The sequence below is a fragment of the Microbacterium pygmaeum genome, assembly GCF_900100885.1.
Taxonomy (GTDB): domain Bacteria; phylum Actinomycetota; class Actinomycetes; order Actinomycetales; family Microbacteriaceae; genus Microbacterium; species Microbacterium pygmaeum.
On the sequence record NZ_LT629692.1, the window covers coordinates 1,266,977 to 1,290,670 of the forward strand.

23 protein-coding genes are annotated in these 23,694 nt (G+C 69.8%); 17 read left to right on the plus strand and 6 right to left on the minus strand.

Annotated elements, in window-relative coordinates; genetic code table 11:
- The first annotated feature begins 10 nt into the window (after positions 1-10).
- Genes BLT19_RS05810 through BLT19_RS05825 form a run of 4 tightly spaced genes read left to right on the plus strand, consistent with a single transcriptional unit; the run spans position 11 to position 3,732 of the window.
- On the plus strand, positions 11-1,303 hold the full coding sequence (locus BLT19_RS05810) for a sensor histidine kinase (RefSeq protein WP_091487593.1): 1,293 nt from the start codon (positions 11-13) through the stop codon (positions 1,301-1,303).
- Positions 1,291-1,962, plus strand: coding sequence for a response regulator (locus BLT19_RS05815; RefSeq protein WP_091487595.1), 672 nt, complete (start codon positions 1,291-1,293; stop codon positions 1,960-1,962). Before BLT19_RS05810 ends, BLT19_RS05815 begins: the two co-directional genes overlap by 13 nt.
- Before the next feature lies 1 nt (position 1,963).
- The gene (locus tag BLT19_RS05820) at positions 1,964-2,863 is read left to right on the plus strand and encodes a DUF4097 family beta strand repeat-containing protein (RefSeq protein ID WP_091487598.1); all 900 of its coding nucleotides are present in this window, start codon (positions 1,964-1,966) and stop codon (positions 2,861-2,863) included.
- Between the two features lie 23 nt (positions 2,864-2,886).
- Positions 2,887-3,732: an aldo/keto reductase gene (locus BLT19_RS05825; protein ID WP_091487601.1), complete on the plus strand. Its 846-nt coding sequence runs from the start codon at positions 2,887-2,889 to the stop codon at positions 3,730-3,732.
- A 22-nt stretch (positions 3,733-3,754) separates the two neighbouring features.
- Here the strand turns inward: BLT19_RS05825 and BLT19_RS05830 are convergent, their stop codons facing one another.
- Positions 3,755-4,543 carry an SDR family oxidoreductase gene (locus tag BLT19_RS05830; RefSeq protein WP_091487604.1) on the minus strand — a complete coding sequence of 263 codons (789 nt, stop codon included), beginning with the start codon at positions 4,541-4,543 and terminating at the stop codon, positions 3,755-3,757.
- Complete coding sequence (locus BLT19_RS05835; RefSeq protein ID WP_091487606.1) at positions 4,540-4,980, minus strand: hypothetical protein; 441 nt, start codon at positions 4,978-4,980, stop codon at positions 4,540-4,542. Before BLT19_RS05835 ends, BLT19_RS05830 begins: the two co-directional genes overlap by 4 nt.
- Positions 4,981-5,091: 111 nt before the next feature.
- On the opposite strand from BLT19_RS05835, the gene sigJ reads away from it, so the two are divergent.
- A complete protein-coding gene (gene sigJ, locus BLT19_RS05840; protein ID WP_269457426.1) occupies positions 5,092-5,976 on the plus strand; it encodes an RNA polymerase sigma factor SigJ in 885 nt (294 codons plus the stop codon).
- Between the two features lie 8 nt (positions 5,977-5,984).
- Here sigJ and BLT19_RS05845 read toward each other — a convergent pair whose 3' ends face one another.
- The 3 genes from BLT19_RS05845 to BLT19_RS05855 all read right to left on the minus strand — a co-directional run bounded on the left by BLT19_RS05845 (position 5,985) and on the right by BLT19_RS05855 (position 8,095).
- Positions 5,985-6,212 (minus strand): hypothetical protein, encoded by a 228-nt coding sequence (locus BLT19_RS05845; protein WP_091487608.1) that lies wholly within the window; start codon positions 6,210-6,212, stop codon positions 5,985-5,987.
- Positions 6,213-6,252: 40 nt separating this feature from the next.
- A complete protein-coding gene (locus BLT19_RS05850; RefSeq protein ID WP_091487611.1) occupies positions 6,253-7,212 on the minus strand; it encodes a DNA-3-methyladenine glycosylase family protein in 960 nt (319 codons plus the stop codon).
- A gap of 142 nt (positions 7,213-7,354) precedes the next feature.
- On the minus strand, positions 7,355-8,095 hold the full coding sequence (locus BLT19_RS05855; protein ID WP_091487613.1) for a winged helix-turn-helix domain-containing protein: 741 nt from the start codon (positions 8,093-8,095) through the stop codon (positions 7,355-7,357).
- Positions 8,096-8,624: 529 nt separating this feature from the next.
- Here BLT19_RS05855 and BLT19_RS05860 point away from each other — a divergent pair.
- The 9 genes from BLT19_RS05860 (at position 8,625) to BLT19_RS05900 (ending at position 16,937) form a co-directional block, all read left to right on the plus strand.
- Complete coding sequence (locus tag BLT19_RS05860; RefSeq protein WP_091487615.1) at positions 8,625-9,659, plus strand: LacI family DNA-binding transcriptional regulator; 1,035 nt, start codon at positions 8,625-8,627, stop codon at positions 9,657-9,659.
- Positions 9,660-9,783: 124 nt separating this feature from the next.
- Positions 9,784-11,100, plus strand: a complete 1,317-nt coding sequence (locus BLT19_RS05865; RefSeq protein ID WP_407939816.1) for an ABC transporter substrate-binding protein — start codon at positions 9,784-9,786, stop codon at positions 11,098-11,100.
- An 87-nt stretch (positions 11,101-11,187) separates the two neighbouring features.
- Positions 11,188-12,171: a carbohydrate ABC transporter permease gene (locus tag BLT19_RS05870; RefSeq protein ID WP_091487617.1), complete on the plus strand. Its 984-nt coding sequence runs from the start codon at positions 11,188-11,190 to the stop codon at positions 12,169-12,171.
- A gap of 14 nt (positions 12,172-12,185) precedes the next feature.
- Positions 12,186-13,079, plus strand: a complete 894-nt coding sequence (locus BLT19_RS05875) for a carbohydrate ABC transporter permease (RefSeq protein ID WP_407939829.1) — start codon at positions 12,186-12,188, stop codon at positions 13,077-13,079.
- Complete coding sequence (gene yicI / locus BLT19_RS05880) at positions 13,079-15,316, plus strand: alpha-xylosidase (protein ID WP_091487622.1); 2,238 nt, start codon at positions 13,079-13,081, stop codon at positions 15,314-15,316. The genes BLT19_RS05875 and yicI overlap by 1 nt, the downstream gene beginning before the upstream one ends.
- A gap of 55 nt (positions 15,317-15,371) precedes the next feature.
- Positions 15,372-15,692: a GNAT family N-acetyltransferase gene (locus BLT19_RS05885; RefSeq protein ID WP_091487624.1), complete on the plus strand. Its 321-nt coding sequence runs from the start codon at positions 15,372-15,374 to the stop codon at positions 15,690-15,692.
- 30 nt (positions 15,693-15,722) lie between these two features.
- The gene (locus BLT19_RS05890) at positions 15,723-16,169 is read left to right on the plus strand and encodes a DUF1622 domain-containing protein (protein ID WP_091487627.1); all 447 of its coding nucleotides are present in this window, start codon (positions 15,723-15,725) and stop codon (positions 16,167-16,169) included.
- A 94-nt stretch (positions 16,170-16,263) separates the two neighbouring features.
- Entirely contained in the window at positions 16,264-16,536 is a 273-nt protein-coding gene (locus BLT19_RS05895) for a hypothetical protein (protein ID WP_091487629.1), read from the plus strand.
- On the plus strand, positions 16,536-16,937 hold the full coding sequence (locus BLT19_RS05900; protein WP_091487632.1) for a hypothetical protein: 402 nt from the start codon (positions 16,536-16,538) through the stop codon (positions 16,935-16,937). The genes BLT19_RS05895 and BLT19_RS05900 overlap by 1 nt, the downstream gene beginning before the upstream one ends.
- 1 nt (position 16,938) lies before the next feature.
- Here the strand turns inward: BLT19_RS05900 and BLT19_RS05905 are convergent, their stop codons facing one another.
- The gene (locus tag BLT19_RS05905; RefSeq protein WP_231917813.1) at positions 16,939-17,691 is read right to left on the minus strand and encodes an alpha/beta fold hydrolase; all 753 of its coding nucleotides are present in this window, start codon (positions 17,689-17,691) and stop codon (positions 16,939-16,941) included.
- 94 nt (positions 17,692-17,785) lie between these two features.
- Between BLT19_RS05905 and BLT19_RS05910 the strand changes: the two genes are divergently transcribed.
- The 3 genes from BLT19_RS05910 (at position 17,786) to BLT19_RS05920 (ending at position 23,685) form a co-directional block, all read left to right on the plus strand.
- On the plus strand, positions 17,786-19,312 hold the full coding sequence (locus BLT19_RS05910) for an MFS transporter (protein WP_091487635.1): 1,527 nt from the start codon (positions 17,786-17,788) through the stop codon (positions 19,310-19,312).
- A 103-nt stretch (positions 19,313-19,415) separates the two neighbouring features.
- Positions 19,416-20,570: an exonuclease SbcCD subunit D gene (locus BLT19_RS05915; protein WP_091493403.1), complete on the plus strand. Its 1,155-nt coding sequence runs from the start codon at positions 19,416-19,418 to the stop codon at positions 20,568-20,570.
- A 25-nt stretch (positions 20,571-20,595) separates the two neighbouring features.
- Entirely contained in the window at positions 20,596-23,685 is a 3,090-nt protein-coding gene (locus BLT19_RS05920) for an AAA family ATPase (protein ID WP_091487637.1), read from the plus strand.
- Positions 23,686-23,694: the final 9 nt, after the last annotated feature.

Sequence of the window (23,694 nt, forward strand, 5' to 3'; positions counted from 1 at the left end):
GCGTGGGAGCATGACCTCCCAGACTGCGACGCCGACGACCGCCGTGGCGGCCGTGCCATCCTCCTCGGCCCTTCCCCGTCCCCTGATCGTCGCCGGTGCGGCCGCGCAGCTGGCCGCGCTCGGCGTGGTCGGGCCGATCGCGTTCACGATCCTGATCACGCTGCTCGGCGTCGGGGTCGGACTGCTGCCGGTCCTGGGCATCGGGCTCATCCTCCTCCTCGGCTTCGTGTACGCCCTCTACGGGCTGGCCTGGCTCGAGACCGCCCGCGTGGACGGCCTCTACGCCCTCGGGCTTCCAGGCCTGCGGCCGCGCACCCGCACGACGCCCGGTTTCGGCGGATTCCTCCGGGTCATCTGGCACCAGTTCATCGACCCCTCGATGTGGCGAGCGGTCGCCAGCATCGCCATCGCGACGATCCTCGGCATGGTCGTGCTTCCGCTGATCTCGGTGTTCGCCTCCGGCATCGTGCTGGTCTTCGCCCCCCTGTTCGCCGGCGCCGGGCCTCTCCCGCTCGGGGTGACCGGCATCGCCGTCCCGGTCGGCTGGGCCGTTGTCGTCGGACTCCTGGCCGCCATCGTCGCACTGGCGGCGATCGTCGGTCTCGCGATCCTGCACGGTGTGATCACCCGCGCACTCCTCGTTCCGACCCGCGAGGCGCAGTACGCCGAGCAGGCGCGCACGTCCGACGTGCGCCGCGCCGGCGCCATCCGCGCCTCCGAGGTCGAGCGCACGCGCATCGAACGCGACCTCCATGACGGCGTCCAGCCGCGGCTCGTCTCGGTCGGCATGACGCTGGGCCTGGCACAGCAGAAGATCGACGACGACCCGGCCGCCGCCAAGGAGCTTCTCGCCGAAGCGCACACCTCCACGAAGGCGGCGATCACCGAGCTGCGCCAGCTGGCCCGGGGCATTCACGCGTCGGTGCTCGATGACCGCGGACTGGACGCCGCTCTCTCGGCGCTCGCCGGCCGCTCGCACATCCCCGTGCACCTGGACGTGCGCCTGGACACGCGGTGCGATCGCAACGCCGAAGCGGCCGTGTACTTCGCGATCGCGGAGTCGCTGACCAACGCGGCGAAGCACTCCAGAGCGACCGGATGCCGCGTGCTCGTCCGCCGACGCGAGGACGGCGCACTCTGGGCCCGCGTCGAAGACGACGGCATCGGCGGGGCCCGGGTGATCGCGGGCGGAGGCCTGGACGGCATCACCAACCGCGTGCTGGCCGCAGGCGGGACAGTCCGCCTGGACAGCCCGCAGGGCGGACCCACCTCGCTGGAGGTGAGCGTCCCGTGCGCATCCTGATCTGCGAGGACTCCGTCCTGCTGCGCGCCGGCCTGGTGCGTCTGCTGGAAGACGCCGGACACGAGATCACCGCCGCACTGCCGGATGCCACGGCCCTCGACGACACCGTCGAGGCGACAGCACCCGACCTGTGCATCCTGGACGTGCGCCTGCCGCCCACCTTCACCGACGAAGGGATCCGTGCGGCGCTGCGCCTGCGCCGCGCACACCCCGTGCTGCCCGTGCTCGTGCTCTCGCAGTACGTCGAGGAGCGCTACGCGACCGAGCTCATCACCGGCGAAGGCGGCGCGATCGGCTACCTGCTCAAGGATCGGGTCGCCGACGTGACGGACTTCCTCGCGGCGATCGAGCGGATCGGCCAGGGTGCCACCGTGCTCGACCCCGAGGTGGTCGCCCAGCTCCTCAGCCGCCGGCCCAGAGATGACCGGATGCAGCGGCTCAGCGACCGGGAGGCATCCGTCCTCTCGCTCATCGCGGAAGGCAAGTCGAACCAGGCCATCGCCGCAGCCCTCTTCGTCTCCGAGGGAAGCGTCGAGAAGTACATCACCACGATCTTCCAGAAGCTCGATCTCGAGCAGGACGAGTCCGGCAACCGCCGGGTGCTCGCCACCCTGGTCCACCTCGAATACGGCGGCGACCGGCCGCAGACAGGAGCCTGACATGAGCACGACGATGATGCCCCCGGGCGCGCAGACCCCGCCGCCCCCGCCCGTTCCGCCGATGGCGCAGCCCGCGGGCGGTCCTGCAGGCGAACCTCCGCGGCAGACGCGTTCGGCCTCGAGGGTGATCGCGATCCTCACGATCGCCCTCGGCGCGGCGATCGTGCTGGGCACGATCCTGACGGCGGTGTTCTCGACCGTCGCCACGGCGGCAGTGCGCACCGAGAGCAGATCCGTCGACGCGTCGGGTGTCCGCGACCTGGACGTCGAGGTGGGCGGATCCTCCGTGCGAATCGAGTTCGCCGATGTCACCGAGGCGACACTTGAGGTCACGAGCGGTCGCGGCGCGAGCGACTGGACGCTCGAGCGCGACGGCGATGAGCTGAACGTCTCTTCGCCGGAGGACTCCTGGTTCGACTGGCGCTGGTCGTGGGGCGATGACAGCCGCGCCACCCTCACGCTGCCGGAGTCGCTGCGCGGACCGGGGCTGGATGCCTCGCTCGGCCTGTCTGCCGGCGATCTGTCCGTCGACGGCGACTTCGGCGAGCTGGAGATCGAGATCGGCGCGGGGTCGCTGACCGTGAGCGGATCCGCTCGAACGCTCTCGGCGGACCTGAGCGCCGGCGATGCCGACATCGACCTCGCCGACGTCGAGGAGGCGCAGTTCCAGGTGAGCGCAGGATCGGTCGACTCGCGGCTCACCGGCGATGCGCCGCGGACCGTCGTGGTGGAGGTGAGCGCGGGCGGGTTGGACCTGACCCTGCCCTCGGGCGTGTACGACGTGCGCTCCGACGTGTCGGCAGGCGAATTCGACAACGGACTGAGCACCGAGATGGGTGCCCGCAACTCGGTCGACGTCTCGGTCTCGGCGGGCTCGGTCACGATCCGCAGCCCGCGATAGCGGCGGTGGGCGAGGATGGATGCATGGCCAGCATCCATCCCCCCATCCCCACCGTCACCCTCAACGACGGGACCTGGTTCCCCGAACTCGGACTCGGCACGTACGGCCTCCGCGGCGAAGACGGCATCGCGTCCGTCGACGCTGCGATCGAGTCCGGCTACCGGCTTGTTGACACCGCGGTCAACTACGAGAACGAGCGCGAGATCGGCGAGGCCGTCCGGCGCACGTCGGCCGATCGCGACGACCTGCTCGTCACGACGAAGATCCCGGGCCGCAACCATGGGTACGACGAGGCGATCGAGAGCACGAACGGCTCGCTGTCGGTGCTCGGTCTGGATCGCATCGACCTGTCGCTGATCCACTGGCCCAACCCCAGCGTCGACAGGTACGTCGACAGCTGGCGGGCCATGATCGACCTGCGGGAGCAGGGGAAGATCCGCTCGATCGGCGTCTCGAACTTCACCGAGGCGATGCTCACCCGTCTGATCGCCGAGACCGGCGTCGTCCCGGCGGTCAACCAGATCGAGCTGCACCCGTACTTCCCGCAGGCCGCGATGCGCGCCTTCCACGCCGAGCACGGCATCCGCACCGAGAGCTGGAGCCCGCTGGCCAAGCGCAGCGAACTGCTCACCGAGCAGGTGCTGCGGGAGCTGGCCGTCATCCACGACGTCACGCCGTCGCAGGTGGTGCTGCGCTGGCACATCGAACTCGGCAGCACGCCGATCCCGAAGTCCGCTGACGCCGATCGTCAGCGCGAGAACGCCGGCGTCTTCGGCTTCTCGCTCACGCCCGAGCAGGTCGATGCCATCTCGGCGCTCGAGCGCGGGCGTCTCTTCGACGGCGACCCGAACACGCACGAGGAGATGTAGCCGCAGGACTGCTCCGCCGTCGCTAACCGGCCTCGCCGCCGCCCGCAGCGCCGCCTCGCGACGGGGGAGCGATCCCGGCGGCGAGCCACTCGGCGAACGTCTGGCTCCCGAGCATCGCCCCGGGTCCGGGCAGGAGCGATCCGTCGCGCTGTGCGCGACCGCCGGCACCGGGAAGCGGGATGCCGGGGATCCAGGCGCGGGATCCCCGAGCGCGCGCGTAGCCGCGCACCATCGCGACCAGGCTCTCCTCGCGAGGCCCGGCCAGCTCCGGGACGCGGCCGCCCGGCCCGTCCTCGGCCAGGCCGACGAGGTGCTCGGCGACCTCACGGGCGGCGATCGGCTGCGTGCGCATGCGCGGGGCGATGTGGAACGGACCGACGGTCGCGCGGTCGTAGATCTGCGCCGCGAACTCGTGGAACTGGGTCGCGCGCAGGATCGTCCAGGGCACGTCGCCCGCCTCGACGAGCCGCTCCTGCGCGACCTTCCCGGCGTAGTAGCCCTCGGGTGCACGGTCGATCCCGACGATGGACAGCGCGAGATGGTGCCCGGTGCCCGCGGCGAGCTCCGCGTCGAGCAGTGTGCGGGTCACGGCCTCGAAGAACGCCGTCGACTCCTCGCCGTCCAGCGTGCTGACACTGGTGACATCGATCACCGCGTCCACACCGGTCAGGGCGTTCGCCACGCCTTGTCCGGCGACGAGGTCGACGCCCCGGCCACGGGTGAGCACGACGACCTGGTGCCCGCGTTCGCGGGCGACGTCCACGACGTGCGCACCGACCTGCCCGGTTCCTCCGGCCACTGCGATCTTCATCGGACACGCTCCTTCTCCTGCGATTCCGGTTGCGAGGACATCGAGCTGGGTCCCGGCAGGATCAGCACGATCCCCAGGAGCAGACTCGCTCCGAGGCTGACGACGTTGCCGATGACATCGGCGGGGGCCATGTGCGCGAAGTGGGCGGCATGGTAAGCGAAATGGGGGATGCCGAGAACCGCCCAGGCGACGCCGACGACGCGTCCGGCATCGGGCGTCCGGGAGAACGTCGCGGCCGCGCTCGCCGCTGCCAGGGCGAGGTAGAGCGAGCCGACGTCGCGGATCAGATGTTCGTTGAACGGGCCGTCCACCGATATCCAGACGAACCCGAAGCCCGGGAAGGAGTCATAGAAGGACTGCGGGAAGCCGGCCGCCCAGACGCCCACGAAGGCGCCGATCGCGGCAGTCAGCCAGAGGATCACTCGTCGTATCGTCATGCTCACACCGATCCGACGATGCGGCCGCCCGGAATGTGAGGCGGCACGCTCACGATCCGGGATGCCGCGTCGTCGTACAGTGCAGAGCGAGGCGAATCGGGGAGGGCTGACGTGACGGACGGCATCGAGGTGCTCGAGGGCGAGCGGCGCCAGCTGATGGGGCTCGCCTACCGGATGCTGGGCACCGTCGCCGACGCCGAGGATGCCGTGCAGGAGACCTACGTCCGCTGGTATCGCCTCACCGACGCCGAGCGGGAGGCGATCGACAACCCGGGCGCCTGGCTCATGCGGGTGGCAGGTCGCATCTGCCTGGACATGCTCGGCTCGGCGCGGGCTCGGCGCGAGCGCTACGTCGGGGAGTGGCTGCCCGAACCGCTCCCGGGATCGTCGGAGCTCGCGGCATCCGCGACGACCGACCCGCTCGCGCGGGTGACGCTCGACGACACGATCAGCACGGCGCTCCTCGTCGTCCTCGAGTCGCTGACCCCCGCTGAGCGCGTCGCCTTCGTGCTGCACGACGTCTTCGGGATGCCGTTCGCCGAGATCGCTGAGACCGTCGGCCGCACGCCGGACGCGTGCCGCCAGCTCGCCTCACAGGCGCGCAGGCACATCCGCGAGCGGCGGGCGGGCGCAGCATCCCGCGAGACCCACGATGCTCTCGCGCAGGCGTTCGCGAACGCCTGCGCCCACGGCGATCTGCAGGCGCTGATCGCGGTGCTCGATCCCGACGTCGTGCTCCACAGCGATGGGGGCGGGTTCGTCTCCGCCGCCCGCCGTCCGGTGTCCGGCGCGGACCGGGTCGCGCGGTTCCTGCTCGGCGTTCCTCGGCTGGCGCCCGCCGCCCAGGTCGCGCCGACCATCACCCCGGACGGGCTGGGCTTCGTCGTCACGCTCGACGGAGCCGCCCACAGTGTGATCACCCTCGACGTCCGCGGTGGACGGATCGCGGACGTGTGGATCATGCGCAACCCGCAGAAGCTGACGCTCTGGGCGTGAGGGCGCGGTTACAGCTGGGCGCCGTTGTCGTCGGGGTCTTCGAGGTCGCCGGTGCGGCCGCGCCACGATTCGTACGCGATCAACCACCCGATCGACAGCGCGGCCGCGATCACCAGGCCGAGCCACAGGCTGCCCCAGATCGCGCCGAACAGCGCCCCGCCGGCGAAGAGAAGGATCGTGCCGAAGATCCAGCCCAGACGGCCCCTGGGGAAGCCGGTGCGGCGCTCGTCAGTCATGGTCTCAGCATAGAGCCGCAGCGCGCGGCGCCCGGGTTTCTCAGCGGTCGCGGTGGTCTTCGGGGTGCAGCCGCGGCGCGCGGCGAGGCTCGCGCACGCCGCTGGCCTCCATGAGCCGGATGACCCGTTGCCGCTGACCCGCCCAGGGGGCGAGGAGCTCCAGCATCCCGTCGTCGTCCACGCGCGTGCCGGTGAGCGCATAACCGACCTCGTGCGCCAGATGGAAGTCGCCGACGCTCACCGCGTCGGGATCGCCCAGCGCACGGATGCGCGTCTCGGCCGAGGTCCATGCGCCGATGCCCCGCTGGCTGATCAGCACGCGGTCGCGCGCCTCGCCGTCCGGCGCGGACATGAACACGCGGCCGATCGCCTCGCCTCGCCGCGCGGTCTCGACGATGGTCCGGGCTTGCGGGGGCTCGAGGCCGGCGCGATGCCACGACCAGGACGGCACGCGCCGCCAGCCATCGATGCTCGGGGGCGCGTACATCGGTCGCGGCGTCGGGCCGGGCGCCCGTTCGCCGTGCCAGGTGACGATCCGCCGCCAGGCGGCGAACGCCTGCATGCCGGTCACCTTCTGCTCGATGATCGCGCTGGCCAGCGACTCGAAGAACAGGTCGGTGCGGCCGATCCGCACGCCGGGATTGCGGTGGTGCGAGGCGGCGATGAGCGGATGCCGGCTGGCGTCGAACCCTTCCGGATCATCCAGCGCCCCGCAGAGGGCGGGCAGCTGCGCGAGCGCCCAGCCGGCGCCGGGTCCCCATGCGGCGCCGCGGATCACACCGCGCGAGACCTCGCGCAGCGCGAGCGTCGCAACGCCTGCCGGAGTGCGGCTCGCGCGCCAGATCACGGATCCGGCGGTAACCATCGTGGGGTCACCGCCGCCGTGCCGCTGGTACAGGACGGTGCGGCGGAAATCGAGGGGGTGTCGCGGCCGGTACTCGGTCTCCAGCGGCCTCGCGGAATCGCGGTGCAGCGCCGGCTGGACCTCCGCGATCGTCATGCGACAACCCTACGCGGCGGGGTCCGACATCGGCCCTGCGGGGTCGGCGATGCCCGGGTGCGCAACTCAGGAAAAGCGGTCGATCCGACGGCGGTATCCCACGACGACTGCAGGAACTCCTGAGTTGTGAACGGGGTCCCGCTCAGAAGCGGTCGGGGGAAGGCGTGCCGTGGCCGTAGCGGATCGACACGTCGGCGTGCCGGTCGAACCGGTAGCCGACGCCGCGCACCGTGCGGACGATGTCCTCGTAGCGGCCGAGCTTGGCGCGCAGGCGCCGCACGTGCACATCGATCGTGCGCTCGCCCGGCGATTCCTCTTCGGTGGCGCCGTTCCACAGCGACGAGACCAGTTCGGCGCGCTCGATCGTGCGGCCCTCGCGCAGCACCAGGTACTGCAGCAGCTCGAACTCCTTGAAGGTGAACGCCGCCGACTCGCCGTCGATCAGGACGCGCTTGCGAGAGATGTCGACCACGACGCCGCCGGGCGCGCGGTCCTCGTTCTCGGGCTCGTCCTGCTTGGTGCGGGCGACGGCCGAGGGCTCGTGCAGCGCGAGGCGCACGACGTCGACGTCGCGACCGCCCGAGCCGACCGGAGCCAGCGCCACGGTCGCGTAGGTCTCGGCTTCGGGAGCGAGATCGGCGAGCGTGCGACGCAGGGCGTCCACCAGCACGCCGAGGGTCACACCGGAGGCGGCGACCTTCGCCTCGTCGATGCCGACGTAGAGGGCGAACCCGCGCGGGGCGGTGCCGGCCGGCAGGTGCCGGGCGCCCGGCTGTTCGGCAGGGGCGGGTTCGGCGACCGCCGGGATGGCAGGCACGGCGCTCAGGTGACGCGCAGCGGCGGTGGCCTGGGCGGGACGATTCAGAAGCGCGGTGTTCGACATGATGGATCCTTGCGGGAGGAACCCGGGCTCATGGCCGGAAGCGGGTTCGGTGTGTGCTGCGTGGCGGTCCGACTGCGGACCTGGGTGCGAACGTTGCGGGAGTGCGTGATCGACGCACGAACCTGGCGTTCGGGGATTCTCGCGGCGTTTCAGAAGCTGCGCACGAATCCGGCGGGGGTCACCGTGTCAGCGACACATTCGACAGGGCATGACGACGCGACCGGCCATCATCATGCCGGCAGTCCCGTTCGCCTCCAGGGCGGACAGAGAGCGTGCGTTGTCAGTCATGAGGCTGATTATTGCCGATCGTGTCGCAATGCGTCAAATCGCACGCATGCTGCGCCCCGGCGATGACGAAATGTTGCAGATTGCTCAATCCGGCGAAGGTCCGTCGATGTCAGCGAGGCGCTTCATAAGTTGGACCTCACCACAAATTGCTTGCGTTCGGGACCGAATGTGTTTAGTGTCGTCGTCGAAGCGGTTCCGCGAAGCGCTTCGACAGTACATTCAGTCTGACGACGGAGTCCGCATGGCGAAGATCGACGAGGTGGCCAAGGCCGCCGGGGTGTCCATCAGCACCGTGTCGTACGCGCTCAGCGGCAAGCGCCCGATCTCGGCAGACACTCGCGCGCGCATCGACGCGGCGGTTCGGGAGCTCGACTACCGACCGAACGCCGGCGCACGCATGCTGGCGGGCAGCCGGACGAGCATCTTCGCGCTGACGGAGCCGTTCCGTCCAGATACGCACGCACCGACGCACATGTCATTCGTGCTCGCAGCCTCCATCGCTGCGCGCCGCAACGACTACGACATCCTGCTCCTCACCGAAGAGGAGGCATCCAGCGGGATGCGCCGTGTCGCCTCGAGCGGGCTCGTCGACGGAGTGCTCGTCCTGGACGTGGCGCCGGACGATGAGCGCGTCGCGCTCGCCCGGCGAATCGCCATCCCGACCGTCTTCATCGGGGTGCCCGATGACCATGCGGGTCTCACCTGCGTCGACCTCGACTTCGAGCGGGCGGCCACGCTTGCGGTCCGCCGTCTCGCCGATGCGCAGCATCGCGTCGTGGGGCTGGTCGGCCAGCCTGCGATCGCCTACGAGAACTCGAACTTCCCGCCGCGAGTACGCCGAGGCTTCGACGCAGCCGCTCGCGAACTCGGTCTCGACGCGCACTTCCGTTCGACCGGATCGAACCGGCCCGATGCCGCGACCACTCGCCGAGGGATCGCAGAGATGATCGATGCCGGGGTGACCGGATTCCTCGTCCATGCCTCGGAAGAGGCGACTGCTGCAGTGCTCGCGGAGGTGACAGCTCGTGGTCTGTCGATTCCGGCAGATGTGTCCCTCATCTCGGTCGCTTCGAGTTTCGATGCGTCCGCGCTGGCGATCGCAGTCGATGACATCCCTCTCGTGCCGCAGCGCTCGTGCGATCTCGCCGTGGATCTCGCCCTGCGTGCGCTCGAGGACGACCCTCCGAAGCCCCGGGTGCACCTCATCGAGCCGCAGTACCACTCGCGGGGCTCCGTCGGTCCCGTCAGGCCGACATCAGGCGAGCGAACCGACTGATGCACGCCTTCATCCCTATCTTCCCACGTCCGCTGTCGAAGCGCTTCGACAACATCGACAGGCGGGCATCCGCACCACCACCACCCCTGTCCCGTCCGCCGGGACACCTCAGAAAGGAGTGCCGATGATGGCACAGCACCACAGCAGGAAGTTCATGCGCCTCAGCGCGGCGGTTGCCGGGATCACGGTCGCCGGGCTCGCCCTCGCCGGCTGCGCAGGCGGGAGCGGCGACGACGCGAGCTCATCCGACACCCTCAAGCTCTGGCACTACGAGGGCGCCGACAGCGCGATGGGCATCGCCTGGGCCGAGGCGATCAAGGTCTTCGAAGAGGAGACCGGCGCGACCGTCGAGTTCGAGGAGAAGAGCTTCGAACAGATCCGTTCGACAGCCAGCCAGGTGCTCAACTCCGACGAGGCACCCGATCTGATGGAGTTCAACAAGGGCAACGCCACCGCGGGGCTGCTGGCCAGCCAGGGACTCCTGGCGGACATCAGCGACGCCGTCGACGAGTACGGGTGGGACGACAAGCTCGCCCCTGCGCTGCAGACCACCGCGAAGTACAGCGAAGACGGGGTGATGGGCTCGGGCGCCTGGTACGGCATCCCGAACTACGGCGAGTTCGTGACGGTGTACTACAACAAGGATGCGTTCGCTGCGGCGGGCATCGAGATCCCGACCACCTACGAGGAGTTCACCGCCGCCCTCGACGCGTTCGCCGCGCAGGGGGTCACGCCCCTCGCCGAGGCAGGGCTGGAATACCCGCTGGGTCAGCTCTGGTATCAGCTCGCACTGAGCCAGGCCGACCGGCAGTTCGTGAACGACTACCAGCTGTACGAGAACCCGGTCGACTGGCAGGGCGACGAGATCACCTACGCGACCGAGACGCTGCTGGACTACGTCGACAAGGGCTACATCTCGCCGGACGTCTCGGGCGTGAAGGCCGAAGACGCAGGAGTGTCGTTCATCAACGGCTCCGCTCCGATCTTCGTGTCGGGCAGTTGGTGGTACGGACGCTTCGTCAACGAGATCACCGACTTCGATTTCGGCATCTTCCCGTTCCCGGACAGCGACCTGAGCCTCGGGTCCTCCGGAAACCTCTGGGTCGTCCCCGAGCGCGCCGCCAACAAGGAGCTCGCCTACGAATTCATCGACATCACGATGCGGCCCGAGATCCAGGCTCTCATCGGCAACAACGGCGGCCTTCCGGTCGCCGCCGAGACCGCAGACATCACCGACGCCAAGAGCCTCGAACTCATCGAGGCCTTCAACGCGGTGAATGAGAAGGACGGGCTGTCGTTCTACCCGGACTGGCCGACCCCGACGTTCTACGACACCCTCGTCGCAGAACTGCAGGAGCTGGTCAACGGCACGAAGACGGCTGCCGAGGTCCAGCAGTCCCTCGGGGACGAGTACGAGTCCTACGTCGCGGACTTCCGCTGATTCCTCGCCGGGCGGCCGCGCCTGCGGCCGCCCGGCAACGGCGGATGCCGGCATCCGCCTTCGTTCCCCATCGATCAGGAGCAGGCCATGACCGCCGTCCCCTTCGTGCGACCCGCCAAGGCGCCGCGCGCGAAACTTCCCCCCGAAGAGCCGCTGATCCCGCAGCGCGGCCGCGGCAGTTCGGCCGCCTACTGGCTCTACCTGATCCCGGGGCTCGTGCTGCTGACGATCGTGGTCGTCATCCCTCTGGTCTGGAACTTCTATCTGACCTTCACCGAGTGGCGCGGCATCAAGCCGCCGGAGTTCATCGGCCTCGACAACTGGATCGAGCTGATGGGCGACGCGAAGTTCTGGACGTCGTTCGGCAACAGTGTCTGGATGATCGTCGCGATGGTGATCGTGCCCACCGTGGTCGGACTCGTCCTCGCGGCGCTCCTGTTCGATGTGATCGGGCGCAAGTACGGCGGCCGCCTGGCGAGCTTCTTGCGTGCGACCTACTACCTGCCCCAGATCCTCCCGGCCGTTATCGCGGGCATCGTGATCGGGTGGATTCTGCGACCGGGCGACGGCGCGCTCAATGAGATTCTCGAGAACATCGGACTCGGCGCGCTCGCACACAATTGGCTGGGCAGCCCGGACACGGCGCTGGCGAGCATCATGGTGGTCCTGATCTGGATCCAGATCGGATATCCGGTCGTGGTGTTCATGGCCGCCCTGCAGCGTGTCGACCCCGAACTCTACGAGGCCGCGGAACTCGACGGTGCGAACTGGTTCCAACGGTTCCGCGCGATCACGGTGAGCATCATCCGCCCCGAGATCTACGTCGTCACCCTGACCTGCACGATCGCCGCGCTCAAGGTCTTCGGCCCGGTGTACGTGTTGACGCGCGGCGGCCCGGGCACGTCGACGATCGTCCCGGCCTACTACGCGTACAGCGAGTTCTTCCAGGCCCAGCAGGTCGGCTACGGCGCCACCATCGCGACCGCCCTCACCATCGTGATCGCGATCGTGTCGATCCTCTTCATCCGCGCCCAGAACGCGTCGGAGCGCAAAGAAAGGGCGGGTCTGTGATGGTCGCCTCAACAATGGTCGTCCTCGACGAACCGACGACCGTGCCCCCGAAAAGGGTGCGCAGCCGCCCTCGCGGCGGGATGTCACGCCCGCGAGGCATCGACTGGCTCATGCTCGCCTTCGTCATCGTCGCCGCCCTGCTGATCATCGCGCCGTTCTATCTGATTCTGGTCAACTCGTTCAAGTCGCCCACCGACTACTCCAACGGTGGCCCGCTGTCGCTGCCCACGAGCATCTACCTCGATGGCATCGCCACGTTCTGGGAACGCGTGAATTTCCCCGAGAAGGTCTGGAACTCGATCTTCATCTCGGGGATGGTCGCCGTGTTGGCGGTACTCATCTCGGTGCTGAACGCATTCGCCATCGGCATCGGCCGCATCAAGGGTCGATCGTGGATCGTGCTGCTGTTCCTGCTCGCGAATCTGCTCCCGCAGGAAGCGCTGCTGTACCCGCTCTATTACATGTTCAAGGCCGTCGGACTGTACAACAACGTCTGGTCGGTCATCATCATCTTCACCGTGATCCAGGCGGCGTTCGGCACCTACCTCCTTTCAGCGGTGTACGGCACGTTCCCGAAGGAAGTGCTGGAGGCTGCGGCGATCGATGGGGCATCGCGCTGGCAGATCCTCTGGCGGGTGATCTTCCCGATCAGTCGCCCGACGCTGTCAGTCCTGCTGATCTTCTTCTTCATCTGGACGTGGAACGAGTTCCTGATCCCGCTGACCTTCCTCGTCTCCAACGCGAACCAGACGGTGCCAGTGGCGATCAGCGTGCTGCAGGGTGACCGGCTGATGGACGTCACCACGACCAGCGCGTCGGCTCTGCTCGGCCTGATCCCCACGCTCATCTTCTTCCTCATCTTCCAGCGCACCCTCACCCGGGGCATCACGGCAGGAGCAGTCAAGTAATGAAGTTCACCGACGGGTTCTGGCAGCTGCGCCCCGGCGTCACCGCCCTCTACGGCCAGGAGGCCTACGACATCCAGCGGACGGATGCCACCGCGGACGGCCCCGGCCTGATCGTCACCGCGCCGACCTCGGTGATCACACGGCGTGGTGACACGCTGAACCGCCCCGTGCTCACGGTGACGCTCTCCTCGCCCCTGAACGGTGTGATCCGCGTGCGGATCGCGCACCACGAGGGTCGCCCGTGGCATGGCGGGTTCGCGCTCCCCGGCGCGGTCGAGGGTGGGGCGGCAGCGGCATCCGTCACCGAAACGGGCGGCGAGCTGACCACCGGCAGGCTGACGGCGCGCATCGCGCCTGGGGCACCGTGGTCCCTGTCGTTCGAGGTCGACGGTCAGCGCGTGACCGGCAGCGGCTCCCGCGCACAGGGCTATGTCCGCCTGGCGGCGGACGCCGCGACCGACCACGGCATCGTCGGCAACGCCCGTGCCGACAGCGGTGTCCCCGACGAGCGCGCCTTCGTCCACGAGCAGCTCGACCTCGGCGTCGGTGAGCTGATCTACGGCCTCGGCGAGCGGTTCGGGCCTCTGGTCAAGAACGGTCAGAGCGTCGAGATCTGGAACGCCGACGGCGGCACCTCGAGCGAGCAGGCCTATAAGAGCGTGCCGTTGCACGTCTCCAGCCGCGGCTACGGGGTGCTCGTGAACGATCCCGGCCATGTCTCGTACGAGATCGGTTCGGAGGCGGTCGAGCGGGTGCAGTTCTCCGTTCCAGGCGAGGTGCTCGAGTACTTCGTGCTGGCCGGCCCCACCCCGAAGGACGTCCTCGAGCGCTACACCGCGCTGACCGGTCGCCCGCCGGTCGTGCCGGCGTGGTCGTACGGCCTGTGGCTGTCGACGTCGTTCACGACCGACTACGACGAGGCGACCGTCACCGGTTTCATCGACGAGATGGCGCGGCGCGAACTGCCCGTCTCGGTGTTCCACTTCGACTGCTTCTGGATGCGCGAGTTCCAGTGGTGCGACTTCGAGTGGGATCCGCGCGTGTTCCCGGACCCCGACGGCATGCTCGCGCGGCTCCACGAGCGCGACCTGCGCGTCTGTGTGTGGATCAACCCGTACATCGCGCAGCGCTCGGCGCTGTTCGCCGAGGCCGCGGCATCCGGATTCCTGGTGACGCGCCCCGACGGCTCGATCTGGCAATGGGATCTCTGGCAGGCGGGCATGGGCCTGGTCGACTTCACCAACCCCGACGCGACCGCCTGGTACCAGGGCAAGCTGCGCGCCCTGATCGATCAGGGCGTGGACTGCTTCAAGACCGACTTCGGCGAGCGGATCCCGACCGACGTGGTCTGGGCCGACGGCGCCGACCCCTCGCGGATGCACAATCTCTATGCGCAGCTCTACAACGCGGCTGTGCACGAGGTGCTCGTCGAGGCGCGCGGCGAAGGGGACGCGGTGCTGTTCGCGCGATCGGCGACGGCCGGCGGCCAGACCATGCCCGTGCACTGGGGCGGGGATTCCACCTCGACCTTCCCCTCGATGGCCGAGACGCTGCGCGGCGGCCTGTCGCTGGCGATGAGCGGGTTCGCGTATTGGAGCCACGACATCGGGGGATTCGAGGGAACACCGGATGCCGCGGTGTTCAAGCGCTGGACGGCGTTCGGGCTCCTGGGCAGCCACAGCCGGTTCCACGGATCGCAGTCGTACCGTGTGCCGTGGATGTTCGACGAAGAAGCGGTGGAGGTCACCCGCATCTTCACGCACCTCAAGATGCGCCTCATGCCGTACCTCTACGCCGCCGGGATCGAGGCGACGCGCACGGGCGTGCCGCTGATGCGCCCGATGGTGCTCGAGTTCCCGGGCGACCCGGCGATGGGCTACCTCGACCGCCAGTACATGCTCGGATCCGACATCCTCGTCGCGCCGGTCTTCAGCGCGGACGGCGAGGTCGAGTTCTACCTGCCGCCGGGTCCGTGGACGCACCTGCTCAGCGGCGAGGTGGTCGAGGGCGGCGCCTGGCGCCGTGAGCGGCACGGCTTCGACACTCTGCCGATCTACGTGCGGCCCGGCGCGGTGATCCCCTGGGGCGCCCGCAGCGACCGCCCGGACTACGACTACCTGGACGGGCTCGAACTTCGGGTCTTCCCCGGCGGATCCGGGATCGCCGATGTGACGATCACGGCCCCCGACGGGCGTTCGCAGCGCTTCGAGGTGGATCGGAGCGCGGTCACCGGCTGACAGGGACGTGGTGTGCGTTCGCTGGGACTCGCCGCCGGGTGGGCCCGGAGGATGTATGCAGGCGTACCCTATCCGGGTGAGCACGCTGCACTTCACCAACGAACCGGATGCCTCCCGCTACACCCTCCGCAAGGGCGACGACCTCGTGAGTGTGCTGGACTACCGAGACGACGGACACACCGTCGCGATGACCCGCGCCTACACGATCCCGACCTTCCGAGGTCACGGGTACGCGGGTGAGCTCACCGACCGGGCGGTGGCCGAACTCGAGCGCGCCGGCGACCGTCAGGTGCTGCCCGTCTGCTGGTACGTCGCCGACTGGTTCGCCGCGCACCCCGAGCGGGCCGGCATCCTGAAGAACCGCCAGTCGGCGTAGCGGTCGCACTGCGCGCCCTACACTGAGCGCGTGCACTTCGAGACCGTCTTCGTCTCCATCGCCGTCGCCTTCGAGGCGATCGGCGCGACCGCGATGGTCATCGGCTTCATCATCGCGGTGGTCCTCGGCGCCCGCGCCCTGCAGCGCGGTGACGGCGGCACGGCGGCGTTCTCGGTGCTTCGCACCACGCTCGGCTCGGCGATCCTGCTGGGCCTGGAAGTCCTGGTGGCCGCCGACCTGATCCGCACCATCACCTCCAAGCCGTCGATGGAGGACGCGCTGATCCTCGGCGTGATCGTGCTCATCCGGACCGTCCTGTCGATGTCGATCCAGATCGAGATCGAAGGAACGCTGCCGTGGCGCCGTGCGCTCACCACCAGCGGCGCGCAGCTGATCGGTCGGGCAGTGGCGAAGGATCGGGCGGCATCGACCGCGGCCACGGCCGTCCGCCGTGGCGATTCGTCCGACGCGCTGTAGCGGCATCCGTCCCGTAGGGGCGATGCGCCATCGCGTCAACCCCTTGGCGGGCGGGCGGGCGCGGGAGAGCGTTGACGTACCGAGAGGAGACGTCATGATCACGAACGAATACCTTCCCGAGGCTGCGATCAACGCGGACCCGGCAGGCGGCTGGGAGAGCGGAGAGGTCGCCGACGGCGAGACCGCGGAGCGCAACGCGGATGCCGCCGGCTCGTCCGGCCTCACCGAGTCCGGGCTGCCGCCGCTGACTCCGGATGGGGCCGATGCCACGGCCGACACGAATTCGGAGGGCGTCGAGGGCGCGAAAGCCGACGCGGACCCCGATCTGATCGCCGATGACGACCTCGACGCGGAGGACCCGGCCTGATGTCGGGCAGCGAGAGCGCGGATCCGGGCGGCGCTCAGGATCCGCAGACCGATCAGGCCGCGTTTCGCGAGAATGATGTCGTCGGCGGTGCCGTGCACCCGGACGCCGTCGCTGCCGATGCGGAATCGGACGTTCCGGCCGACGCGACGCCGTCCAACGCGGCCGAGCCTCCGCCGGAGTCGTCGACGGGAACGCAGGACGGTCCGTTGCTGGCCCAGCACGAGACGACCACGACCGAGCAGATCGACGGGATCCTCGCGCAGACCCGTGCCGATCTCGGTGACGAATCGGCCGCGCGCTACGCCGAGGTGCTCCGCCAGCGGTTCACCGATTCCGGCATGGCGATCACGGACGAGCAGATCGCCGATCTCGCGAAGCGGGGGAGCGGCGAAGGAGCGTAAGTCAGCCTGCGGCGACGAATTCCAGAATGGCGCGCGCCGCAGGAGCGGAATCGCGGATCATCGTCTCGTGACCGTGGCCGGGCACCTCCACCAGGCGCGCCTCGGGCAGTCGCGCGGTGACGGACCGGCACCAGTCACTCCGGGCGACGTAATCCTTCTCGCCGCGCAGGACGAGCGCGCGAGCCGCGACCCTGGGGTATGTGTCCTCGGGGCGGTGCACGAGCATGGCGCGGAACTTCCCCCGGAAGTTGGGGCCTGCCCGCACGTACTCGCGCGCCCCGACGGCGATCACGCGCGGACTCTCGACGAGCAGGTCCTGCGCGAGACGCAGGACCTGCTGCACCGCGGTCCGCTCGCGGGGGTCCACGGTGGGCGCGACCAGGACGATCCCGCGGACCAGGAGCGGATGCCGCGCCGCCACCTCGACCGCGACCTGCGTGCCCATCGAATGCCCGACGATCACCGCCGGCGCGGCGTGCAGGTGCCGGAGGTAGGCGGCGATCAGGTCGGCGGTCCGCTCGATCGTGAGCGTGCGGACCGGCTCGGGTGCCTCGCCGTACCCCGGGAGGTCGACAGCGATCACGGTGCTGTCGGAGCCGTCGACGTCACCGGCGGTCAGGTGGGTGGTGAGGTCGCCGAAGATGGTGCGCCCCATCCCGATCCCGTGGATCAAGAGGTACACGAGTGGACCCGTGCCGACGGTCTCGGCAACCAGGGTCGCCCCGGCGTAGCTGAACCGCGTTCCGTCACTCACCCGGCGAGGCTAGCCGAGCCGGGCCCCGCTGCAGAACTCGCGACGCAGCGCAAGGCCCGCCCGCGGTATCCGATCGCCGGATAGCCTGACAGCGATGTCGGAATCCGCCCCCGCAACCAGCCCGAACGCCACCCTCCCTCCGAAGGGGCCGGCCGGCGATCCGCATCCGCCCACCACCGACATCGTCCTGAGCACCCCGCAGCGCTGGCGCGCATTCTGGGTGTGCGTCACGGTCGCGGCGATCACGATCCTCGACCTGTCGAAGGTGAACGTCGCGCTTCCGTCGATCGAATCGGCGCTGGGTGCGGGCTCGACCGAACTGCAGCTCATCGTGTCGGGCTACGTGCTCACCTTCGGCCTGGTGCTGGTTCCCATGGGACGGCTCGGCGACCAGCGCTCGCGACGGACGCTGTTCATCGTCGGCCTGTCGCTGTTCACCGTGATGAGCCTCGTCTGCGCGATCGCGATCAACCCGATCATGCTGCTTGTCGCGCGACTGCTGCAGGGCGTCGCGGCGGGCATTCAGATGCCGCAGGTGCTGGGACTGATCCAGCAGCTGTTCCAGGGCAAGGAGCGCGGTCGCGCGTTCGGTCTCTTCGGCGCGACCATCGGCGTCGCGACGGCGTTCGGCCCGACGCTCGGCGGCCTGCTCATCGCTCTGGGCGGACCCACCGACGGCTGGCGCTGGATCTTCTGGATGAACGTGCCACTCGGGCTTCTGGCCATCGCGCTCGCGGTCTGGGTGCTGCCGAGCACGCGCACCCGCTCGCGCAGGCCGCTGTCGTTCGACTCGTTCGGCGTCGTCCTGTTCGGTCTCGCGGTGCTCTCGCTGATGTGGCCGTTCCTGTTCACGACCGGCTCGCCCGACGATGACCCGCGGCGGTGGTGGCTGCTGGTCGGTTTCGTGCTCTTCGCCGGCGCGTTCGTCGCGTGGGAGCGCCACTACGAGTCGCAGGACAAGCAGCCACTCATCCGGTTCGCGCTGTTCAAGACGACCTCCTACCGCAACGGGACGCTGCTCATGGCGGCGTACTTCACCGCGCTGCCTGCGCTGTTCCTCCTGACGACCCTGTTCCTGCAGACGGGCGTCGGGCTTCCGCCCGTCTTCGCCGGTATGGTGACCATCGGGTTCGCGTTGGCGAGCGCGATCTTCTCGTGGATCGGCGGCAACATCGTCGGCACCTACGGCCGGCCGGTCGTGGTGTGGGGGCTGGCTGCTGTTCTCCTGTGCGTGGTCGGTCTCGCCGCGGCGGCGCTGTTCGTCCCAGAGCAATGGGTCGCCTGGGTGATGGCGGGCGTGATGGTGATCGGCGGCATCGGGGGCGGCCTCGTGATCTCGCCCAACCAGACGCTGACCCTCCAGGACATCCCCGTCAAGCACGGCGGCGTCGCGGGATCGATCGGTCAGCTCGGACAGCGGATCGGTACCGCGGTCGGCACGGCCGTCGCGCTGTCGCTGTTCTACGCGACGATCTACCGCGAGGGCGGCGGCAACCCCGACATCGTCGTCTATCACGACGCCTACGCCTACGGCATGATCGCCGTCGCGCTGTTCATCGCGCTGGCCTTCCTGATCTCGATCGTGGATCTGAGCTCGCGGCGTCGCAAGAAGAAGCGGTGACGGCGCGGCGCGGCATCCGCTGATCTCGGCTGCCTGATTCGCGATCAGCGAACCGCCCGCCCGCCTCGGGAAGGATGTCGCACGTCGCGCTTAGCGTGTGAGCATGCGCATCCTGCACACCTCGGACTGGCACATCGGGCGGTCGTTCCACGGCCACGCCACGCTCGATGCGCTCCGCGGCGTGCTCGAAGCCCTCACCGCCCAGGTGCGCGAGAACGAGGTCGATCTGGTGATCGTCGCCGGTGACATCTTCGACTCCGCGACGCCGGCCGCAGCCTGCTACACCCTGCTGACCGACACCCTCGTGGCCCTGCGCGAGACCGGCGCGCGTGTGGTGGTCACCAGCGGGAACCACGATTCGGCGGCCCGACTGGGCTTCCAGTCCGCCCTGCTGCGCGAGGGCATCTGGGTCCTGACCGATCCTCGCGCCGTCGGCATCCCGCTCACCCTCGAAGACGAGCATGGGCCGGTGCACATCTACGGCATCCCGTACCTCGAGCCGGCGATCGTGCGGCACACCTGGCGCGGGGTCGAACTGCGCACGCAGGCACAGGCCCTCACCCATGCCATGGAGCTCGTCCGCGCCGACCTCGGGGCGCGCAGCGGGCGATCGATCGCGATCGCGCACTGCTTCGCAGCGGGTGTGGAGGCCACGCCGCACCTCGAGCGCGACATCCAGCAGGGCGGCCTCGACGTCGTGCCGCTGTCGGCGTTCGACGGGATGGACTATGTCGCGCTGGGGCACATCCACGGGCGTCAGCGGCTTGCCGAGGGCGTCCGCTATGCGGGTGCCCCGCTGCACTACAGCTTCGGCGAGGAGCGCAAGCCCCGCGGGTCGTGGCTGGTCGAGCTGGATGCCGCGGGGCTCGGGTCGGTCGAATGGCTCGAGTTGCCGGTGCCCCGGCCGCTCGTGACGCTCACCGCCACCCTTGCCGAGCTGCTGGAGGATGCGCGGTTCGCCGACGCCGAGCAGTCGTGGGTGCGTGCCAGGTATACGGATGCCGCGCCGCAGAGCGATCCGATGCGCCGACTGCAGGCCCGCTTCGGCTGGTGCGCGCAGGTCGCGCACGCTCCGGATGTGCGCCACGTGCCTGCGGAGCAGACCTACGCGGGCCGTGTCCGCGAGACCCGCAATGACGCCGAACTCGTCGACGCGTTCCTCGTGCACGTGCGCAACGGCGTGGGAGCGAACGACGCCGAGCGGGAACTGATCGGCGACGTGCTCGACGAGAAGGTCGTCGCCGAGGTGACGGCGTGAGCGCCGCGGGCCGCGGGATTCAGCCGTGAAGCTGCACCGCCTCGACCTGGAGGGCTTCGGTCCATTCCGCGACGCGCAGCGCGTCGACTTCGACGCGTTCGACGACGACGGCATCTTCCTGATCGCGGGCCGCACCGGGTCGGGCAAGTCCAGCATCCTCGATGGGGTGTGCTTCGCGCTGTTCGGCAGTGTGCCGCGGTACGAGGCGTCCGAGAAGCGCGTCCGCAGCGATCACAGCACCCCCGAGGACGCGACGCGAGTCGCCCTCGAGTTCACCACGGGCGGGAGCCGGTGGCGGGTGACCCGCTCACCCGACTACGAGCGTCCGAAGGCACGCGGCGCCGGACTCACGACGGTGCCGCACGCGGCGCAGCTCGATGAGCTCGTCGACGGAGAGTGGCGGACGCGCGCGGCGAAGCCCCGCGAGGTCGCGCACCTGCTCGATGAGATCGTCGGACTCAACCAGCAGCAGTTCCTGCAGGTGATCCTGCTGGCGCAGGGGCGCTTCGCGCAGTTCCTTCTTGCGAAGAACGACGAGCGGCAGAGTGTGCTGCGCACGCTGTTCGGCACGCGCGTCTACCAGGACCACCAGGTCGCCTTCGAGGAGCGCCGCAAGGTCGCTGCCCGAGCCTTGGACCGCGGTGACGACGGTGTGCGGATGCTGCTGGCCGAAGCCCGACTGCTGATCGACGAGCACGGCGTCGGTGGCGAGAGTGATCCCGGGAGTGCCGGTGCGCAGGAGCCGATCGGTGATCCCGGCCCGGTCGAGATCGAAGGCACCACCGCAGCGCAGGCGGCCGTGGAGCGGGCGGTCGAACGGGCCGCGTATCGAGCCGACACACTCGGCCGCGAGGCGGACGCCGCCGAAGATGCACATGCGATCGCAGCGACCGAACTGGCCGCCCTGACCGCACTCCGGGCGCGTCAGGGCGAGCGCGCACGATCGCGAGCCGCGCTGCGTGAACTCGAGCGCGCCGAGGCCCTTGTCGCCGCCGACCGGATCGAGCTCGCGCAGGCCACCGCCGCCGAGGCTCTCCGCGCCACGATCGAGACGGCGGATCGCGCGCGAGACGACGCGGAGCGCGCGATCCACGCCGAAGAGGCCGCGCGAGCGGTCTGGAGCATGGGCGAATCCGCGGCCGGACCGGCCGGTGCGTCCGGTCCTGATGCGTCCGGATCCGACACCGCCGCACTCCGGACGCTGATCGACGACCTCACGGGCGATCTGACGCTGTGGCAGGCCGCGGCCGATCAGGAGCCGGCGCTGCGCGATGCGCGCGAGGCTGCGGCACGCTCCCGCATCGACGTGGCGGAGGCCGAGTCCGCTCTGGCCCAGCTCGCCGCGCAGCGGGCGGCGATGCCCGAACAGCGCGCGGCGATCGAGGCCGAGACGGGCCGTCTCGACGGTGCCGAAATCACCCTCGAGTCGGCGCGAGCCGCGGAGCTGACCCTTGGGCAGCGGCTCGTGGCCGCACACGACGCTGCCGGCCGCGCCGCCGAACTGCGGGACGCCGAGAAGGCGCATGCGGCCGCCCTCGCCGCGCTCGAGAAGGCGATCGCCGAGGTGACGAGCCTCCTCCGGCGACGGTTGTCCGGCTTCGCCGGTGAGCTGGCCGAATCTCTGGTGGACGGGGAGCCGTGTGCCGTGTGCGGTGCACTCGAGCACCCGCAGCCCGCCCGGCACGACGACGAGCCTGTGACGGCCGAGATGATCGCCGACGCCGAGAAGCGCAAGGAGGAGTCCGCTGCGCGCGAATCGACGGCCTCGGCGGCAGCCCGCGCGGCCCGCACGCTGCACGCTGACGCCGATGTGAAGGCCGGGGGTGCGTCGATCGACGACCTCGAGGCCGCCCTGATCGACGCGACGGCCGCGACCCTCCGTGCGCGGGCCGCGGTCGCCAGACGCGCAGAGTTCATCGAGTTGCGCGACGCGCTCGCGGAACTGCAGTCCGCCGTGCAGGAGGAGTTCGAGGCACTCAGTGCGCACCTCGCCACCGCTCGGGAGGGCGTCGCGGTGGCCGACGAGCGGGTCGCCACCCTCCAGGCGCTGATCGACGGCGCCCGCGGCGAGCACGCGTCGGTCGCCGCACGGATCGAGGCGGTCACCCGTCGCCGCCGCCTCGCCCGCGAACTGGCGGACGCGCTCGAGGTGCGGCTCGTCCGCGACGCCGCCGCGCAGGCCGCTCAGGACGATCTGAACGCCAGGGTCGCGGCATCCGACTTCTCACACCCAGACGAGGCGACCGCCGCCCTGCGTGACGCCGCGACGCGCGAGGCGCTCACCAGCAGCATCCGCCGGCACGACGTGAGCCTGGCGACCGAGCGCGACCGGTTGCGCGACCTCGAACTCGAGCTCGCCGGGGCGCCCGAAGAGCTCATCGACGTCGAGATCGTGGGAGCCTCCGTGGCTGCGGCGCGAGCCGTGTGGCGGGACGCCGCAGCCGCTGCCGCACGCGCTGCCGAGGCCGCGACGCGGCTCGATCAGCTCGCGCGGCGGATCGCGAGGGCGCACGCCGAGACCGCGACCCTCAGCGCCGCGTACGACCTGGTCTCGGGCCTCGCGAACGCGATCGCCGGTCGCACCGCGAGCCGGATGGATCTGGAGACCTTCGTGCTCGCCGCTGAGCTCGAGGAGATCGTCTCAGCGGCCAACCTCCGGCTCGACGAGATGTCGTCGGGCCGGTACCGCCTGCAGCACAGCGACGCCGTGGCGGTCCGCAACGGCGCGTCCGGACTCGGCCTCGAGGTGCTCGACGCGTACACCGGCCGCACTCGGCCGCCGCAGTCCCTATCCGGTGGGGAGACGTTCCTGGCCTCACTCGCCCTGGCCCTGGGGCTTGCCGAAGTCGTGACCGCGCGCGCCGGCGGCATCCGCCTCGACACCCTCTTCGTCGATGAGGGGTTCGGCTCGCTGGATGCCGAGACGCTGGATCTGGCCATGCGCACGCTCGACGAGCTGCGCCAGGGCGGGCGCACCGTCGGCGTGATCAGCCACGTCGAGGCGATGAAGGAGCAGCTGCCCGCGCAACTGCGGGTCGAGGCCACGGCATCCGGCCCGAGCGTGATCCGGCAGGGGATGCTGGCCTCGGTCGAAGCGGTTGGATCGCCCGCTTAGGCTGGAACG

Bases quoted from the DNA above. Each gene is read 5' to 3' on its own strand.
- BLT19_RS05875 (WP_407939829.1), top strand. From the start codon at position 12,186: ATGGTCGTCCTCGACGAACCGACGACCGTGCCCCCGAAAAGGGTGCGC.
- BLT19_RS05825 (WP_091487601.1), top strand. From the start codon at position 2,887: ATGGCCAGCATCCATCCCCCCATCCCCACCGTCACCCTCAACGACGGG.
- BLT19_RS05885 (WP_091487624.1), top strand. From the start codon at position 15,372: ATGCAGGCGTACCCTATCCGGGTGAGCACGCTGCACTTCACCAACGAA.
- BLT19_RS05810 (WP_091487593.1), top strand. From the start codon at position 11: ATGACCTCCCAGACTGCGACGCCGACGACCGCCGTGGCGGCCGTGCCA.
- BLT19_RS05850 (WP_091487611.1), bottom strand. From the start codon at position 7,212: ATGACGATCGCGGAGGTCCAGCCGGCGCTGCACCGCGATTCCGCGAGG.
- BLT19_RS05870 (WP_091487617.1), top strand. From the start codon at position 11,188: ATGACCGCCGTCCCCTTCGTGCGACCCGCCAAGGCGCCGCGCGCGAAA.
- BLT19_RS05915 (WP_091493403.1), top strand. From the start codon at position 19,416: ATGCGCATCCTGCACACCTCGGACTGGCACATCGGGCGGTCGTTCCAC.
- BLT19_RS05855 (WP_091487613.1), bottom strand. From the start codon at position 8,095: ATGTCGAACACCGCGCTTCTGAATCGTCCCGCCCAGGCCACCGCCGCT.
- BLT19_RS05820 (WP_091487598.1), top strand. From the start codon at position 1,964: ATGAGCACGACGATGATGCCCCCGGGCGCGCAGACCCCGCCGCCCCCG.
- BLT19_RS05865 (WP_407939816.1), top strand. From the start codon at position 9,784: ATGATGGCACAGCACCACAGCAGGAAGTTCATGCGCCTCAGCGCGGCG.
- BLT19_RS05895 (WP_091487629.1), top strand. From the start codon at position 16,264: ATGATCACGAACGAATACCTTCCCGAGGCTGCGATCAACGCGGACCCG.
- BLT19_RS05860 (WP_091487615.1), top strand. From the start codon at position 8,625: ATGGCGAAGATCGACGAGGTGGCCAAGGCCGCCGGGGTGTCCATCAGC.
- yicI (WP_091487622.1), top strand. From the start codon at position 13,079: ATGAAGTTCACCGACGGGTTCTGGCAGCTGCGCCCCGGCGTCACCGCC.
- BLT19_RS05845 (WP_091487608.1), bottom strand. From the start codon at position 6,212: ATGACTGACGAGCGCCGCACCGGCTTCCCCAGGGGCCGTCTGGGCTGG.
- BLT19_RS05910 (WP_091487635.1), top strand. From the start codon at position 17,786: ATGTCGGAATCCGCCCCCGCAACCAGCCCGAACGCCACCCTCCCTCCG.
- BLT19_RS05900 (WP_091487632.1), top strand. From the start codon at position 16,536: ATGTCGGGCAGCGAGAGCGCGGATCCGGGCGGCGCTCAGGATCCGCAG.
- BLT19_RS05835 (WP_091487606.1), bottom strand. From the start codon at position 4,980: ATGACGATACGACGAGTGATCCTCTGGCTGACTGCCGCGATCGGCGCC.
- BLT19_RS05830 (WP_091487604.1), bottom strand. From the start codon at position 4,543: ATGAAGATCGCAGTGGCCGGAGGAACCGGGCAGGTCGGTGCGCACGTC.